This is a genomic window from Phormidesmis priestleyi BC1401, from assembly GCF_001650195.1.
GTDB lineage: Bacteria > Cyanobacteriota > Cyanobacteriia > Leptolyngbyales > Leptolyngbyaceae > Phormidesmis_A > Phormidesmis_A priestleyi_B.
Map to the genome: position 1 here is coordinate 31,619 of NZ_LXYR01000039.1, position 16,870 is coordinate 48,488.

A 16,870-nucleotide genomic window follows, 5' to 3' on the forward strand; every position below is an offset into this window, starting at 1 on the left:
CTTATCTAATGGCGGATCATCGCGCTCTGCCCCCGGAGCAAACCTTCTCTGAAATCGTGCGTCGGCTAGAACAAGATGCAAACGCGGCTCGCATTAAAAAGCTGATTTTATACGCCTGCAAAAACTGGTGGGAGAATGATCCCGATCGACTCAGTGTGATCAGCCTGCAAAGCCTGGTGCAAGAGCTGCGTTATCTTAACCCCACGTTAGAGCATCTGAAATACAAGTTACACCTACTGGTCGGCACCCTTAGCAAACAAGAAGAATATCTTCAAGTCGCAACCACGATTATAGAAAACTTGACGGGGTTATATAGAAGTGCGACTCCGATCGAGAAAACGACGATCAACACCAATCCACTGGATGCGATCGGGGGCAAATTACAAAACCAAATTACAAAAATATTAGAACAAGAAGTCCATTCTAGCCGCATTAAAAAGCTAATGATTTATGCTGCCCGCAAACATTGGGAAGCTGACCCGCTTAAAATTGACCAGGCGGAGATCAATAGACTAATCAGCGAATTAGCGCATCAATATCCGACGATCGAGAGTTTGCAAATCGGACTGGCGGCAATCGTCAAAAGCTTAAATAAGCCGATTGAGTATGCGGCGATCGCCAACATGATTTTGCGTGAAATGGGCAAGCTTTATTCTCAGGAAGGTGAGGTTATCAGTCCAGAGTCTACAAACGATTTAGCGACTCAAGCAGTCGCTCCGCCGAGTTCTCAAACTGCACCTGCGATCGAGCTTTTTGATATGCGATTAGAAATCGTCAAGTTTGCTAACCCGCTTCGAGCAAAAATTCTGCTGTTTTCTCTGGTCTACTATCCATTTACCTACAAAGAACAAGATTGGTCAAATCTCAAGCTCTATAGCCTTGAAGGATTGCTGCGCAGCGTCACAACGGTCTGTCACTCTTTAGAAGATCTGCAATCAAATCTAGAAGTGGCAGCACAACAGTTGAACCCACCTGAGGATTATGTCGAGGTGGTTCGCGTCATTCTCAAAAGTCTGAAACCAGGCTATATCAGCCTTCAGCAGCACGTTCAGCAGGCTTTGCAGATCACTGCCGAGGTTACACGGGCAAACTCCACGCAAGTTTTAATCAGTGGTGTGCCGAAATCAAGTTCAGCGATCGGGAATCAAGAATTATGAACGGTCAAGAAGTGCTGGGTCGCTATGAATCGGGAGATGCAAATTTCACGAAGGAAAACCTGAGCGGAGTCAATCTGACGGGAGCAGACTTAATTGGGGTCAATTTAGCTCACGCTGACCTCCATCATTCGATTTTGATCTTTGCATATTTGAACCGATCGAATCTCACCCACGCCAATCTCAAAGGCACAAAGCTGTGTGGTGCAAATCTCAGTCAGGCAACTCTATGTAACGCAAGTCTACGAGATGCCGATCTACATGGAGCCATTCTCTATGGGGCTGATTTGCGAGGTGCCGACCTGGGTTTAGCAACGTTGCTGGATGCCAATTTTAGAGATGCCGATTTGCGAAACGTCAATTTCAGCGGGGCAGATCTGCGGGGTGCTTGCCTGCGCGGGGCAAACCTACGAGAAGAAAAACGTGCTTACAAAGGGGCAAACCTACGCGGGGCAGATCTGCGAGGTGCCGACTTGCGCGGAGCTAATTTAGCCGGGGCTGACCTGAGTCGATCGAACCTGATCGGCGCAAACCTCAGTGAAGCTAGCCTCCGCAATGCAGACCTCACCGAAGCCAACTTAACCGACGCAATTCTCAACGGGACGTTTTTAACCGACGCGATTCTCACCGAGGCAAATCTCAGCCAAGCGACGTTACGCAACTGCAAGCTAAACCGCGCTCAATTAAACGAGGCAAATTTATCGGACGCTGATTTGAGAGATGCCACACTGAGCGATGCAAAACTGCACAAAACGAATTTTCAGCGGGCGAACTTGACTCGATCGCGCCTCAATCGTGCCGAATTTACTCACGCCAATCTTCGTTATGCAATCTTGGTAGACGCTCTTTTGATCAAGGCTTATTTGGGTCGAGCCGATTTACGCGACGCAAATTTAACGGGGGCAAATTTAGCGGGGGCAGAACTCAGCAGCGCTCTGTTGAATGGCGCAATTTTGCAGGGCGCAACCTTGCCCGATGGCAGTGTGCAGACCTAACTTGCGAATGCACCCGATAAATCCTGTAAGTTAATAACTCTAACCTTCAACGTGCGACAGATGAGTGAGTTGATCAGCGCCATTTTTGCTGGAGTGACCGCCTTTATTGCCACCAATTTAGATGACCTTGTGATCTTGATGCTGTTTTTTGCACAGATCAATGCCGTCTTTCGTCCCAAACATATCGTGGTGGGTCAATACCTAGGCTTTGGTGCTTTGATTCTTGCAAGTTTGCCCGGTTTTTTTGGCGGCTTGATAGTGCCAAAACCCTGGATTGGGCTGCTCGGATTGGTCCCGATCGCGATCGGGCTTTATCAACTCATTCACCCAGAAGATGAGAATGAAGTACAGACGGTCGCCAACGACTTTCAATCAACAATCAAGTTGCCAATTCTGTCAGCGTTAGGGCTGTTGGCTCCTCAAAGTTATCAGGTGGCTGCGGTGACGATCGCCAACGGTGGCGACAACATCGGAATTTATGTGCCGTTGTTTGCCGCTAGCAGTGCAGCCAGTCTCAGAGTGATTCTCAGCGTATTTTTTGTGCTGGTGGGAGTATGGTGCTACGTGGCGTATCAACTCGCTCGTCACCCGATCGTCGCTCGTGTGTTGACGCGCTATGGTGCGGCGATCGTGCCTTTTGTGCTCATCGGGGTAGGAATTTTTATTCTGATTGACAGCGAGACTTATAGGCTGCTCATAACCCTTCAGTCTCTTAATTGACTGACGATAAATGTCAGTCAATTAAGAAATTTAACCCCGACTTAAAGTTCGCGGACTGAAGGCTTGCCGTCTATGATTTCTCCCACGAGAACTACATCAGTCAAGCCTACAAACAAGCCATTCTCTAACACGCCGGGAATGTTGTTGAGAGTCTTCTCAAGGTCAGCCGGATTGTCAATGCGATCGAACTTCACATCGACGACTAAATTGCCTTGATCAGTGACGACTGGACCTGCTTTTCTGATGCCCATCCGCAGTTCGGGTTTGCCGCCGAGTTTGGCGATCGCTCTCATCACCGGAGTCACCGCCATCGGAATCACTTCGACCGGAAGTAAAAAGGTTGATCCCAAATGCTCAACTAATTTGCCACTATCGACCACGACAATAAACAGAGTTGCGAGCGAATCGACGATCTTTTCTTGCGTGTGAGCAGCGCCGCCCCCTTTGATCAAATTCTTGTGCGGATCGACCTCATCGGCTCCATCGATCGCCACATCAATGTGGTCGATTTCGTCTAACGTCACGAGCGGAATATTGTTTTGTCTTGCCAGCACGATCGCTTGAAACGAGGTGGGAACGCCTTTAATATCTTTGAGGTCGCCTGACTTGAGACGATCGCCCAACGCCTGAATCGCGTAGGCAGTTGTTGACCCAGTGCCCAGTCCTACAATGGAACCAGACTGCACTCTGGCGGCGGCGGCAATTCCCACCTGCTGTTTCATGATTTTTGCGGGGTCAGTTTCTACGCTCATGATCAAAAGTCCTAAACAATTCGGGGTGCAGGAGTGATCACTCCCTAGCCTTTAATACTATCTGCGCGTGACCGTCTATGAGTGATGATGAAGATTTCTTGCCCGAAGAATCCACTGAGCGATCGCTGTCTTGGCAATTGCAACAAGGCAAGCAGTTTGCAGACGCAGCCGACTTTGAAACTGCGATTCAGCACTACGATCGGGCGCTAGATCTTCAGCCTGATGATGAAGATATCTGGTGCGATCGAGGCATTGCCCTATATAAATTGGGTCGCTTTGAAGCGGCGTTAGTCAGTTTCGATCGGGCTTTAGAGTTACAGTCAGATTTGATTGACGCATGGATCGGTCGCGGACTGACGCTCAAACAGATGGCGAGATCGCAGGCAGCGATCGTCAGTTTTGACCAAGTTTTAAAGTACGATCCTGAGAATGCAGAAGCGTGGCTGCATCGAGGCAATCTCTTGCAGAGCTTAAAGCGTCGAAAAGAAGCGCTGACGAGCTACCACAAAGCCGTTCTATCCGATCCAAATCTGGCGGAGGCTTGGCGCGATCGGGCTGCCATTCTTTGGAGTCTCGGTCGCTATGACGATGCGCTTGCTAGCTACGATCGGGTCGTTGAGTCGCAGCCCAACAATGCTGATGCTTGGAGTCGTCGAGGCGATTTGCTCTATGGGTTAAAGCGCTATGACGATGCGGTTGAAAGCTACGATCGCGCCTTGTTTTTAGAACCTACAGCTACGCTCTGGAGTCGTCAAGCCGCAGCCCTGCGAAAACTCACGAACTATGAGCAGGCGATCGCTAGTTATGATCATGCCCTCAAACTCAAATCTGATGAGCCGCAATTTTGGCACGGTCGAGGATTGGCATTACGCAAATTAGAGCGATATGACGGAGCGATCGCCAACTTCGATCGAGCGCTTGTCCTGCGTCCCGATTTCTATCTAGCAACGCGCAGCAAACTCTTCACACTCGCTAAAGCGGGACGGTTAAAACGCTATTTATTCAGTCAGAGTCCGATCGATAAAGAACGGTTGCGGAACGACCTGCAAAATATCTGCGGGATGATCGTCAAAACAAAACTTCCGGCAATGGTGGTGATTGCGCTGAGTTTATTCTATAGCCTGGGCGGATTCTATAGCGTGATGAATGGAGGATTGGCGATCGCTAGTCGATTCACCGCGATCGCAGCAGCAGCCATAATCTTAGCCCTCTCACTCGTTGGCGAGTGGATGGATGAAAAACGAAACTAGTAACGCTCAAAATAGCGGCACGTTCCAACCAAGGCTAACGCCAACCGATAGATTATCGAGATCGATCGCTGAACTGGACGATCGCCCAAACAAATAAGACACGCTACCCGCGACAAAAACATCAGAATTAATGTTGTAGATTGCCAGGGCACTAATCTGATGCTCGGTGTCAGAGCGATCGACCTGAGTGAAATTCTTAAAGGTGAGTCGATAGTCTAATGCGCCTTGCAGCTTAGGGGTAACGTCATATCGCAGTCGAGCACCCAGCGTATTTGCCACGCGATTTTGATCATCGGGATTGGTAAAACTAGCTCTCAATTCATAAAACGAGTCGAGACGCAGTTGTTGCCCAAGCTGATCTTGCCGACCCAAAATAAACTGGAGAGAATTATCTTGCAAGAGTCGATCGCCACTGCCCGATCGATAGAGGTTTTCTTGCACCCAGCCCAATTGTCCATAGGTTCCGGGGGCGATGCGCTGCTGCACTGCCACGTTAAAGTTGAGCAGGTTATGGTCTGAGTCACCGCGATTGGCAAACCGCACCAACCCACCGCCAGCCGCCGCAATCAGGCGCGTTGTTTCACCCAACTTTGGCGTGGCTAACAGCGATGCACTATTGATAAACACGGTGTCACTAGGGCGAAACGTGCTGAGAGACGTGATGTTAGAGCTAGAAAACACAGAAGACCGCAAGAGTAGCTGCACATCAGGTTGACGACGCTCTGCGGTTGCTGGACGATCGAGAATCCGAATCTCACCGACTTCTGATCTGGTATCTTCTGGGTCAAGCGGTTGGGCATCTGGGGGCGCTGTTTGATCAGATGGAAATGCCGTCGGGTCTGGATTTATTGGAAGTTGACGGGTTGGCACCACCAGATCTGGGGCAGCCTGAGCGATCGCAGAAAGCCCACAACGGCTGAGCGTTGCCAACACACAGAGAGCGATCAAAGGAGAAATACGCATAATCCATCATCTGGGGTGAAAAGATTCAAAGAGTCGTCTTAGACTAAATCAGCGAAGTCCGGGGGTCTGATTGTTGACTGGAAGCGCTTGATTATTGCCACCCTGCACCAGCACCGGAGTTCCTGTGATCGCATTAGGGTTAGGTGGAGTGGTCGGAACCGTGACGACGGGGGCGTTTGAGGCACGATCGGCGGGGCTTGCGGGATTGGGATTTGTGGGATCGGACGATCGGGCACCGGAGTCACCACATCACGTCGATCGAGATAGCCTCGAAGTGGGTCGTCAGAATTAGTCGTAATGCAATTAGTCGCTAGCGTGCTATCTCCTCCTCTGGCGTTAAGCGTGCAGAGTCCTTCGATCGCTTTGGTTTGCAAATCGAGCGTTGCCAGGGTTGCTGTTCTGACTGCTTTTAGAGTCTGCTGAACAGGTGGCGCTTCTTGGAGCACGATCGAGTCTTGTCCGGGTCCCAAGCCCACAGCTAACCCGCTCGTTTGGTAAAACGTCCGCAAGTCAAAGGTTTTGACTTCGCCTAACGTGCCTTTGACAACAGATGCGGTTTGTCCGCCCTGGATAAATATGAAACTGCCTTTAGCATCAGTGATTTTGATCGGTGTGCCCGTGAGATTATAAAAGTCCGATTTTTGCGCCACGCCATCGACTTGAACGACCATCGCTAGACTCGTCACATTTGTGGCGGCGGCACCGGGGGGTGAACTAGCCGGAATCTCGGCGACTGCCTGACCTTCTAAAGTCTCAATGCGTGTCGATGCGGTCGTCGGCGGACTCATGATCAGCGCCGTCCCGTTTCTAAGCTGAAAGCCTCGCAGCCCTGGAATGAAGCGAAAAATTGCGTTTGAGCCAATGCGAGCTAGAGAGCCTTCGTTAAACAGCAATTCGGCTTTCGATCGACTTGCTGTGCGGAGCGCATCCTGCGGCACCATTACATCCGAGACTCTGGCAGAACGCGGCGATCGATTGTTGAGCAACAGTTGCACGTTGTTGATCAATTTATAGACTTCGCCACGAGTCAGCATGGCTTGTTGCGCCGTGGCAGGCAGCATCCACACCACCCCTAAAAGACTGCCTATAATGACGCTACGACTCAGTGATTTTACATTCATGACTACTCTCTCTTGACAGCAATATGTTTAAAGTAGGATTCAAAATGCGTATTTATGCGGTTGCTCATCAAACATTGATGATTCTCTAACTACAGCCTTGCAGATTTCCCATCCGGAAAAAGTTACGATCGGAAATCTATCTCAAGACGGGGAAAAAATCTAACTAAGAGGCTGATAATAAAAGGCTATTTACAGTGAATCTCATGGCATTAAAACTGCATGTTCCAACCCTTGACAACTCTGCAATTGCCAAAGACATCAAAGATACTATTTTGACGGCTGAACCCAATGCCAAAGTAGACATTGATGTTGAACAAAAAACGGTGACGATCGACGCAAAAGCTTCTGAAGAGACGTTTAAGCAATTGATCACGGCGGCTGGGCACAAAGTAACCGAGAGCTAGAAAATGCGGACGATCGCCCCACGCGAAGAGTAAAGTAGATCAACGATCGGACGATCGCTTTACTCTTCACCGTTTCTCACCGTGTCAAAGTTTTATCGCGAACTCACTGAACCGCTGCAAGCGTTTATCGCTGAACAGCAGATATTTTTCACAGCATCTGCCCCAACTCATGGACGCATCAACCTTTCACCGAAAGGAATCGATACCTTTAGGTGTCTTGATGCTCACACTGCCGCCTATCTCGACTTGACCGGAAGCGGCAACGAAACCAGCGCCCATCTGATCGAAAATGGACGGATGACGATCATGTTTTGCAGTTTTACGCAGCAGCCTTTGATTTTGCGGCTCTATGGTCAAGGCAGTGTGATTCGTCCGCGAGATGCTGAATGGGAAAACCTCGATTGTTTATTTCCTTCTACTCCAGGTACGCGACAAATCATCCAGTTAAGCGTTGAGTCTGTTCAGACTTCTTGTGGTCATGGCGTGCCATTTTATGACTATCAAGGAGAGCGAGAAACCATGATTCGTTGGGCTGAGAAAAAAGGGGAAGACGGGCTTCAACGCTATTGGCAAGACAAAAATCAAGTCAGTATTGATGGGTTGCCGACTTATCTATTGGGTAAAACTGATGCAGTCCATCAATAAGACGGTGGGATCGCAAGTATAAATTAGCTCGATCGTGAGAAAGATTGGCGATCGCTTTAGTTCGGTGCTACATTTTGTAGAAAGTTAGATAGTAAGTCAGCTTAATTCAGCTTTTTCTGAGTGGTTAGCTGCCCTTAGATTGCTGAAGCGGAGGAACCAAATTATTGGGGCTTATCTTCGTGAGTTCAGGGTTTGAATGATCCGAAGAGGGGCATCTCTCAGCCCTCGCCCGTCAGCTAACTCCGTCAGCATTGAGAGAGGACTGAAGAGTCAGCATTTATTTGTGTTTTAGACTCATCAGTGCCTCTTCCCAGTTTACTTATTCGTTGGGGCATTGATATGGTTCTTCAGCTAAATTTGGCTGCGATTTTGGCGATCGCGGCTCAGGCTACTTGGCGAAAGATGCGTCCTGTGATCTCGCGGGATGCCGTTGTGCTACCGATTCTCGGCTTTTTGGGAGTGATTGCAGTCTGGTGGGCAGTGGCGAGTTTTAACCATGATGTGATGCCCACCCCCCCCGAAGCGGTGATCGCAAATTTAGATTTTATTCTCCATCCGTTTTATCGTCGCGGTCCAGGTGATTTAGGCATTGGTTGGTTACTTCTAGCAAGTTTGCGTCGCGTGTTGATTGGGTTTCTACTTGGCGCACTGGTTGCCATTCCGATCGGGTTCTTGATCGGGATGTCTAGAAAAGCGATGATGGCGTTAAATCCAGTGATTCAGATTTTCAAGCCTGTGTCACCTCTCGCATGGTTACCGATTTCGCTGGCGATTTTCAATTTGGCTGATCCATCTGCTATTTTTGTGATCTTCATTACGTCTTTGTGGGCGACGATTATTAATACCGCTTTAGGAGTCGCTAGCGTTCCCAAAGATTATCTTGAAGTGTCACAAGTGTTAGAGATGCCACGTTGGAGGCAAATGCTCAAAGTGATTCTTCCGGCGAGTCTGCCCTATATTTTTACTGGATTACGAATTAGTTTAGGCGTTGCATGGCTCGTGATCGTTGCCGTTGAAATGCTCACCGGAGGCGTAGGTATTGGCTTTTTTGTTTGGGATGAATGGAGCCGCTTAAACCTAAGTTCTGTGTTTTTAGCCGTGTTTGTGATCGGGTTAACCGGATTGTTTTTAGATATGGCGATCGGGCAATTAGAAACGCTCGTGACTCACCGACAGCGATCGCTCTAACACTCATTCTCCTAATCATCATGACCAATATCTGGACGCGCCGAAACTTTCTCCAGCAAATGGGAGGATCTGCCGCAGGGTTTGCGCTTTCTGCCTGTGCGATTAACGCCAATCGTGCTCCTCAAAGTCTCTCAGAGTCCGCGATGTCGATCGAGCAAGTCGTCAAACCAGAGACGTTAGAAAAGCCGAATCTGACGATCGGATATGTGCCCGTCAATGACTGCGCCCCGTTTGCGATCGCTTGGGAAAAAGGCTTTTTTCGTAAATATGGGCTAACAGTGAACCTCAGCCGCGAGGCAAGCTGGGCAACCTCTCGCGATGGCATTATTTTTGGGCGACTAGATGCCTCTCCGGTCGTCTCAGGTGCCGTCACCAACGCCCACATCGGGGCAGAAGGCGCTCGTCATGCACCGCTTTGTGCGGCGATGACTCTACATCGTCACGGCAACGCGATGACGATGAACAAAGCCATGTGGGATGCCGGACTGCGCCCCTGGTTTGAATATAACGGCGACTTAGCCGCATTTGGGCAAGACTTTCGCCGCTATTTTGACAATCTGCCACCTGAGAAACGAGTCTGGGCAGTGGTGCTAAGTTCTGCGATTTACGAATACTTTGTGCGTTATCTGGTTGCCGCAACTGGAGTCGATCCGCTCAAAGAGTTTCGCATAATTATCGTGCCGCCGCCGCAAATGTTGGTGAATGTGCGAATCGGGGCGATGCAAGCCTACATGGTGGCTGAACCTTGGAACACCCGCGCTATTACAGGCAATGACGGCATTGGCTTCACGTTTGCTCAGGGCAAAGAGATCTGGACAGGGCACCCCGATCGACTCCTCGGTGTAATGCAGTCATTCATTGATGAAAATCCTAAAACCTATCGATCGCTGCTCAAAGCCATGATCGAAGCCTGTCGCTATTGTAGTAATCCGCAAAATCGCGAAGAAGTCGCCCAGATTATTTCGGCTCGATCGTTTACGGGAGCCAAGCCCAAACTGACGCGACCCGCGATCGTGGGTGACTACAATTACGGCGGATTTGATGGCAAAGATCGCACGATTCGAGCGGCGGACACGACGATATTTTTTGACATTCCGCCCAATATTCCCCAAGTGGCGAATGCTCACTCGACGTTTATGTGGCGATCGCACAGCATTTGGTTAATGACTCAAGCAGCGCGCTGGGGACAGATCAAAGAGATTCCTAAAAACGCCGATCAGATTGCCAAAAACGCTTGGAAGACGGAACTCTATCGAGAGGTTGCTGCCGAGATGGGCATTGCATGTCCAGCAGACGATTATAAAGTCGAACCTGCTGAGGTGTTTATCGACAAAAAGGCATTTGATCCCAGCGATCCGGTGGGCTATCTTAAAAGCTTTGAAATTCGTGCCGATCGTCCTACTCAGTTCTACTTGGCTTAATCGATCGTCCTTAATTGTAGGAGTCTTATCATGATTGAATCTACTGCTATGAGCGTATCGCAGCCTTCTCAGTTTGATCGGTCTGAATTCTTGAAAATCGAGGATCTGCACAAATCGTTTAAAGCTGGAAACGGCAGAGAATCGTTGGTGCTGAAAGAGATTAATTTAACGATCGCCGAAACTGAATACATTTCAGTCATCGGTCACTCTGGCTGTGGCAAGTCAACGCTGCTGAGAATTGTGGCAGGGTTAGAAAAACTGACTTCTGGTTCAGTCCGATTGCAGGGCAAAGAAATCTGCAAACCTGGCTGCGATCGGATGATGGTATTTCAACAGTATTCGCTGCTACCGTGGCTAACCGTGCGACAAAACATTCGCCTTGCGGTCGATGAAGTGCTGACTCACCTCTCACCCGTTGAGAAAAAAGAACTCGTCAATGAACACATTGCAATGGTAAATCTGACCGCCGCCGCAGACAAATATCCCGATGAGATTTCGGGTGGGATGAAACAGCGGGTCGGCATCGCTCGTGCATTGTCAACTCGTCCCAAAATGCTGCTCATGGACGAACCGTTTGGAGCCTTAGATGCGCTGACTCGCGGCAAGCTCCAGCGTCAAGTCTTAGAGATTTGGGAGAGCCATCGTCAAGCCGTGATGATGATTACCCACGATGTAGACGAGGCAATTTATATGTCCGATCGAATCGTCCTAATGACCAACGGACCTGCTGCCACGATCGGAGAAATCTTAGAAGTGCCGTTTCAGCATCCGCGCGATCGTGCTCAACTCCGTCAATCTTCTGACTATTATGAATTGCGAAATCACGCGCTCAATTTTCTCGATTCTCACTTTGGCGCAGAAGACTAAGAAGGAATCAGGAATTCAGAAAGATTGAGAAGGAATCAAAAATTCGGAAAAATGACTCTGAATGCTGAAGAAACGTCTGGAGCCTCAAACGTAAAAGCTACGATGATTGCAAACTCCTTCTGACCTCTGCCTTGTTTTCCCTATGCACCTGCGGTTTTCTCAAGATATTGAATCGTTGCTGAAGCGTATTTCTGAGCAGCCGTTAACCTTGGCGGCAATTTTGTCAGAGACTTCAGAGCGTGGATTTAGTTTGGTGATTGGGTTATTGGTGCTGCCCTTCTTGTTTCCTGTGCCACCCGGCTTGACGGGCATTCCGGGGGCTGGCTGCATTTTGTTGGGAATGCAAATGGCGCTGGGGCGGCGATCGCCCTGGCTTCCCAAAAAAGTGGCTCGATTTCAGTTTCCCCAAGCGTTTGCCAAACAACTGTTGCAGAACGTGAAACGAGTCACTAAAGTTCTTGAAAAAATCACTCGTCCGCGTTTGACTCACATTGCCTCAAATCCTTATATCTGGCAGTTTAATGGGCTGTGTATCACCTGGTTAGCGATTCTATTGATTGCGCCGATTCCATTCACGAATCCATTTCCCACGATCGGGATTTTGCTCTTAGTCGTCGCCATGTTGGAGTCAGATGGTTTATTGATGTGCGTCGCCTATGGGATGACGCTGCTGATTACGATCGCCTGTGCTGCGATCGCTTATCTTCTCTGGCAAGCGCCTAATTTTTTCCAAACGCTGTTTTAAATAACATGGGTTGTTGCTACATAACCACAAGTCTTCTATTCACGTTAAATCCTTACTCTTCGATCGAGACTCTCCATTCCCTAAACTAACTATTCATTTGAATGGATTAACAATTCCTAACCCCTGATCAGAATGTTAGTATCAACGGCGTTCATGCAGCATTTCTCGCGTGAATCGAGGAGCGTTGAGTGGAATCGGATTTTGCTGCATTCGCTCAACTAGCGATTTGAGAAACTGTTGTTTAGTTTCTACATCAGGAATCGGCGACGACACGACTTGAGGAGATTGAATCAACAACTCGACCTCAGTTCCTTCGGGCAATTCAAAATCTGTTTGAAGGATGAATGCACCATTACGAGAAATTGCTTTCAGCGCTTGAGGCATTGAGGAACTCCAGGCTAATTGCTATGCTCTCAAGCATAGTCGATCGCTTCATAACCCAACTCAAAACATTGCCATCCTTACTCTTGGTGGCTTGTGACATTTTCACCTCCGAGACTTCCCGCTCCCTAAATTATTCACCTGCTCTGAGGGGTGACTGCCACTATCAAAGGCTCGATCGTCTGCCGTGCCTCTGAGCGAAAATGACTGTTGAGGAATCCCGATCGCGATGCCTTGCTCATCCATTGCTAGCTTTAAACGTCGTCGAAACTCTCGCCCCACGTTCCATTGCTGCAACGGTTGTGTCTTAATCCAGACGCGAATGGTCACACCCGCATTGTTTAAGTCATCGACTCCGAGCACTTCTGGAGGCTCGATAATTTTTGCCTGCCAATCGGGGGCTTGATCTATTTCGTGCCCAACTTGTTTGATCAGGTGAATTGCCTGATCGAGGTTAGCATCATAGGAAACGACGATCGCCAGATCTACCCGTGACCAATCTTTAGAGAGATTTTCTACGATCGCGATCGAGCTATTGGGAATCGTAATTAATCGTCCCTCAGCGTTTCGCAGTTGAGTGATTCGCAAATTCATGTTTTCAACTAATCCAGACACGGTGCCAACCTGAATCACATCACCAACCGCATATTGATCTTCTAAGAGAATGAGAAATCCGTTAATCACATCTTTAATCAGGTTTTGAGATGCGAGAGAAATGCCTAAACCAATGATTCCAGCACCTGCTAATAATGGAACCACTTCAATTCCTGTAACCGAAAGTATCGCGATAATAGCAATACTAATAAACATGAGAGCCGATAGACTTTTAACTACGCCGGAAAATGTAGAAACTCGTAAAGCAATTCTTTGTGACGCTTGAGGGCTAATAAACTCTCCATCACTCAAGGCACTAAAGACGCGATCGATTGCCACATCAGTGAGACGAATGACTAGATAAGTGACGATCGTAATGCCCAAGATTTTGGGCGGAGTCGAGAAGACAATCGGTTGCAGCCAGCGCGTATAGGGAAATAACCCCAAAATAATCAGAGTGCCGACTCCCCAGATTCCGACTTGGGTGAGTTGCAAGAGCCTCCTTTGTGCCTCTCTTAGGTTGCGCTGTTGACGCTTGACCATTTGCTGCTGGACGATTTGGCTGGTGGCAACTTTAGCCGACTCTGCGGTATTGGGTGACACAATGGGATCGGCTGGAATCTCTGCTTGAGTTTGCTTTTGCTGACGAGTTAACCGACGCTGCCACTGAGAGAGAATCCAACTTGTCAAGAATATGCCAAATAAAATCGCGACCGCTTGCACTCCCTGACGCACCAGGAAGTCGGATTGCCGTTCTTGTTTCGCTTCAACCAAAGCATTGCGAATGGTTGGCGTGAGTTCTTTTGCATAGCTGCTAGGTTGTTGCCCTTGTAACTGAGCGTCTAAAGTCGTGACCGTCATTAAATATTGATCGTTAACAGAGATGACAGGCAGATTACTGGCTGAATCGATCGCCGTTGTCACTTGCAATTGATCAGGGTCAAAACTACGATCGACAAGACGATTTAGGTTGGTCTCAATGTTTTGCACGCGAGACGCGATCGGTGTGCTGCCCTGTGGGCTGCGAGTTGCAGGAGCGGCGATCGTAAACAATGTCCGCCCGTCTAGTTTGACATCTCCTCTCGCAAGCTCGGTATTAGCGGCGATTTGGGGAGCCGTCAATTGAGGCAACGTCAACTGAGGAAGGCTAGGAGTGCTTGGAGATTGGGCAGATGAAATGAATGGACACAACAACACGATCGCTAATCCAAAAATTATGCCGATCGCAACCGTTTTTTGTCGAATCACACCTGCCTCCTAATCACATCCAGCAAATCAACCTTTAACAGGCTAGCGAATAGTCATCTTGATTCATTTACCTACATAATATTTAGACATGACAAACCACTGCGATTCTTTCCTAAAACTTGATTCTCCTGCTTTAGAATCGTAGCCTTGTCTAATTCAACGGAGAGGGGGGGATTCGAACCCCCGTTGAGTTGCCCCAAAGCGCATTTCGAGTGCGCCGCATTCAACCGCTCTGCCACCTCTCCAAGAGAGCCTGATGGTCAATCATCACTCTTTGGTCATTAATCATACTATATCGGCAAAGCATCTTTCTCATCTGATCCTGAAGTCTTTTCAAATTTTGTCTGCGGAGTCCAGCGCATTGCCCCATCGCGCCCTAGAGAATAGAACTGAACTCCACGTTTCTCAAGTTGAGCCACGGTTTCAGGATCGACTTGATTGGAGTAAGCGATCGCCACGTTTGGCTTGAGTCGATCGAGCATCTCGGACTGAATGGCTTTGCCTGACCACCACAGCACCTGATTGTTTTGCAACGCTGGATTTGAGAGCAATTCTGTCTGCTGCTTTTTAGGAACATCCTTTAGCCAGAGCCAATTTTGTTCGCCGATTTGAAACTGCACCATTTCAGGTTTGCTGTTCACCAGTGCCACTGAGGTCGAGTGCATCTTCATGATTTGCCCGATCGAAAACGGTAAATAACGCCCTTGATGAGTCTGAACAGTTTGCGCGATCGTGGCATTTTCAGCCGTATTTAAATTCGCCAACTGATAAAAAGATTTGGTAGGAATCTGATCGAGTAGGGCAGACCACCCTGCGTTTGTCGTTTCGTTTGAGAGAGTTGCGATCGCCCAATCGAGCTGATTCACGCCCTCTTTTTGCAGAAACGGCAAGACGGTTGAACTCGCCGTTGATTCATCACCACTATTCACTAATGCAATTCGTCCATGATCTTGAATGACTAAAATGGGATCTCGTAGCGTTGCCAGCAAGGTGATTTGCAGCGAATTTGCTTTAACGTATCCCGCAGGAATAAAGACTAACGCGACAGCAGCTAGTCCGATCGCCCACGAATAAGGTTGCAGTTTGGGTCGCAGCCAAGGCAGACAAATCAGTCCGTAGAGAATGATCATGAGGAATGCAGAAATCGTGCCAACGGCGATCGAGTTTCCGGGTAGTTTGTAAAAGAAATCAATAATCGCCAACATTGCATAAGTTGGATAGTGCAGCAACCAGGCTGAGGCGCTGCCTGCGATCGGAGAAATCAACGCTAGAAAAGCGCTAATCACTCCGCCAATGCTAATGATAGAAATTAAGGGAGTCACTATTACATTGACTGGAATGCTGTAAGGAGAAAGCACTCCAAATGAATATAACTGAAGCGGCAATGTCCAAATATAAGCTGCGATCGGAACTGCAATCATAGACGTAAAAACGCTAGGCAGCCAGTCCAGTGACTTGACTAAGGACGGTGATGTGACTTGCAGTCCCAGTGTGGCTAGAAAACTTAGCTGAAATCCTAAATCCCAAATCCACATCGGATTAAAGATCAGCAAGATGATTGCAGCGAGTAATAGTCCTCCTAACGGCTTAACGCTGCGTTTGTTTGCAAGTCCGATTAGCAATCCAAAGCCCATGATCACGGCTCTTAAAACAGATGGCTCCAGTCCCGTTAATCCTAAAAATATGAGAAGGGCTGTCACTCCGGCGATCACTTGAACTGTGGTTGAGAACCGATTTAATAACGCTAGGACAACACTTAAAATCAGCGATACTTGAAATCCTGATGCGGCTAGAGCGTGGGACAATCCAACTCTTTTGATACTCCCCATGCCTAAAGGCGAGGGGATTCTTGAAGAGTCCACAAGCGAACCTTCAAAGGCGTTAACAAAGCGCCCCTACTGACTCCCTCAAGGCATAGCCCTAAAGTTGTCGCTACTTTTCGCAAGATGTTTGCCGCACCGTTGCAATCAGCATTGATGTACTGATTGTTTTGAGTGCGGTACAAGCCACGTTTAACTCGTCTGCCTGACTCCTTCCACCCTTCGGGTTTCTCACCGATTTTAGGCAGGAAATCATCATCCACAAACGAAGCCTTAGACGTATAGCTTTCTTCCGTCTCAACGAATCGAATCCCGTGCTGTTCGCACAGTTGCGAGACTCTCTCTTTGAGTCTGCCCGTGGGAATCTGGACAAACTTCTGATTGGTTTTAGCACCCATATTGGCACCGTCTTTCTGCCCTCGATTCCAGCCAAACACGACGGTGCCGATTCTGTTCTCAAGACAATGATTGATCACCTTTCTAGCCGCTTTATTGACCGCATCCCTAACCTGACGATTGCGTTTCTCAGTGATGGCAGCTAATCGCTTAGACCAAAAACCTTGAGGCTGATTCTCTTTGAGGGTGGCAACTTGCTTGTTATT

The 16,870-nt window shown here is 48.6% G+C and carries 17 protein-coding genes, 1 tRNA gene and 1 riboswitch; of the genes, 10 read left to right on the forward strand and 8 right to left on the reverse strand.

What is annotated here, in order from left to right; all coding sequences use genetic code 11:
- Positions 1-8: 8 nt before the first annotated feature.
- Genes A8707_RS18305 through A8707_RS18315 form a run of 3 tightly spaced genes read left to right on the forward strand, consistent with a single transcriptional unit; the run spans position 9 to position 2,869 of the window.
- A complete protein-coding gene (locus tag A8707_RS18305; RefSeq protein ID WP_068818642.1) occupies positions 9-1,157 on the forward strand; it encodes a hypothetical protein in 1,149 nt (382 codons plus the stop codon).
- Positions 1,154-2,149 carry a pentapeptide repeat-containing protein gene (locus A8707_RS18310; RefSeq protein ID WP_068818643.1) on the forward strand — a complete coding sequence of 332 codons (996 nt, stop codon included), beginning with the start codon at positions 1,154-1,156 and terminating at the stop codon, positions 2,147-2,149. Before A8707_RS18305 ends, A8707_RS18310 begins: the two co-directional genes overlap by 4 nt.
- 60 nt (positions 2,150-2,209) lie before the next feature.
- Positions 2,210-2,869 carry a cadmium resistance transporter gene (locus A8707_RS18315; RefSeq protein ID WP_068818644.1) on the forward strand — a complete coding sequence of 220 codons (660 nt, stop codon included), beginning with the start codon at positions 2,210-2,212 and terminating at the stop codon, positions 2,867-2,869.
- Between the two features lie 41 nt (positions 2,870-2,910).
- On the opposite strand, the gene rpiA is transcribed toward A8707_RS18315, so the two are convergent.
- Complete coding sequence (rpiA, locus tag A8707_RS18320) at positions 2,911-3,621, reverse strand: ribose-5-phosphate isomerase RpiA (protein WP_068818645.1); 711 nt, start codon at positions 3,619-3,621, stop codon at positions 2,911-2,913.
- Between the two features lie 77 nt (positions 3,622-3,698).
- Here rpiA and A8707_RS18325 point away from each other — a divergent pair, with 77 nt between their 5' ends.
- Positions 3,699-4,871, forward strand: coding sequence for a tetratricopeptide repeat protein (locus tag A8707_RS18325; protein WP_068818646.1), 1,173 nt, complete (start codon positions 3,699-3,701; stop codon positions 4,869-4,871).
- A 6-nt stretch (positions 4,872-4,877) separates the two neighbouring features.
- Here A8707_RS18325 and A8707_RS18330 read toward each other — a convergent pair whose 3' ends face one another.
- Together A8707_RS18330 and A8707_RS18335 are read right to left on the reverse strand one after the other, a co-directional pair.
- Positions 4,878-5,834: an outer membrane beta-barrel protein gene (locus A8707_RS18330; RefSeq protein WP_068818647.1), complete on the reverse strand. Its 957-nt coding sequence runs from the start codon at positions 5,832-5,834 to the stop codon at positions 4,878-4,880.
- A gap of 38 nt (positions 5,835-5,872) precedes the next feature.
- Positions 5,873-6,955 carry a FecR family protein gene (locus tag A8707_RS18335; protein ID WP_068818648.1) on the reverse strand — a complete coding sequence of 361 codons (1,083 nt, stop codon included), beginning with the start codon at positions 6,953-6,955 and terminating at the stop codon, positions 5,873-5,875.
- Positions 6,956-7,158: 203 nt separating this feature from the next.
- Between A8707_RS18335 and A8707_RS18340 the strand changes: the two genes are divergently transcribed.
- The 6 genes from A8707_RS18340 (at position 7,159) to A8707_RS18365 (ending at position 12,225) form a co-directional block, all read left to right on the forward strand.
- Positions 7,159-7,359, forward strand: a complete 201-nt coding sequence (locus tag A8707_RS18340) for a cation transporter (RefSeq protein WP_068818649.1) — start codon at positions 7,159-7,161, stop codon at positions 7,357-7,359.
- A gap of 81 nt (positions 7,360-7,440) precedes the next feature.
- Positions 7,441-8,004: a pyridoxamine 5'-phosphate oxidase family protein gene (locus A8707_RS18345; RefSeq protein ID WP_068818650.1), complete on the forward strand. Its 564-nt coding sequence runs from the start codon at positions 7,441-7,443 to the stop codon at positions 8,002-8,004.
- Between the two features lie 130 nt (positions 8,005-8,134).
- A riboswitch (cyclic di-AMP (ydaO/yuaA leader) is annotated at positions 8,135-8,269 on the forward strand.
- A 35-nt stretch (positions 8,270-8,304) separates the two neighbouring features.
- Positions 8,305-9,192 (forward strand): nitrate ABC transporter permease, encoded by an 888-nt coding sequence (gene ntrB / locus A8707_RS18350; RefSeq protein WP_231948136.1) that lies wholly within the window; start codon positions 8,305-8,307, stop codon positions 9,190-9,192.
- A 20-nt stretch (positions 9,193-9,212) separates the two neighbouring features.
- Positions 9,213-10,613, forward strand: coding sequence for a CmpA/NrtA family ABC transporter substrate-binding protein (locus A8707_RS18355; protein ID WP_068818651.1), 1,401 nt, complete (start codon positions 9,213-9,215; stop codon positions 10,611-10,613).
- 30 nt (positions 10,614-10,643) lie between these two features.
- On the forward strand, positions 10,644-11,480 hold the full coding sequence (locus A8707_RS18360; protein WP_068818652.1) for an ABC transporter ATP-binding protein: 837 nt from the start codon (positions 10,644-10,646) through the stop codon (positions 11,478-11,480).
- A 142-nt stretch (positions 11,481-11,622) separates the two neighbouring features.
- Entirely contained in the window at positions 11,623-12,225 is a 603-nt protein-coding gene (locus A8707_RS18365) for an exopolysaccharide biosynthesis protein (RefSeq protein WP_068818653.1), read from the forward strand.
- 141 nt (positions 12,226-12,366) lie between these two features.
- On the opposite strand, the gene A8707_RS18370 is transcribed toward A8707_RS18365, so the two are convergent.
- The 5 genes from A8707_RS18370 to A8707_RS18390 form a co-directional block, all read right to left on the reverse strand.
- Positions 12,367-12,609, reverse strand: coding sequence for an antitoxin family protein (locus tag A8707_RS18370; RefSeq protein ID WP_068818654.1), 243 nt, complete (start codon positions 12,607-12,609; stop codon positions 12,367-12,369).
- A 102-nt stretch (positions 12,610-12,711) separates the two neighbouring features.
- Positions 12,712-14,448 (reverse strand): mechanosensitive ion channel family protein, encoded by a 1,737-nt coding sequence (locus tag A8707_RS18375; RefSeq protein WP_068818655.1) that lies wholly within the window; start codon positions 14,446-14,448, stop codon positions 12,712-12,714.
- A 160-nt stretch (positions 14,449-14,608) separates the two neighbouring features.
- A tRNA-Ser gene (locus A8707_RS18380) sits at positions 14,609-14,693 on the reverse strand.
- A 45-nt stretch (positions 14,694-14,738) separates the two neighbouring features.
- Positions 14,739-16,277, reverse strand: coding sequence for a ComEC/Rec2 family competence protein (locus A8707_RS18385; protein ID WP_068818656.1), 1,539 nt, complete (start codon positions 16,275-16,277; stop codon positions 14,739-14,741).
- 2 nt (positions 16,278-16,279) lie between these two features.
- Positions 16,280-16,870: IS200/IS605 family accessory protein TnpB-related protein (locus tag A8707_RS18390; protein ID WP_156518698.1), on the reverse strand; the 591-nt coding region annotated here is incomplete at its 5' end.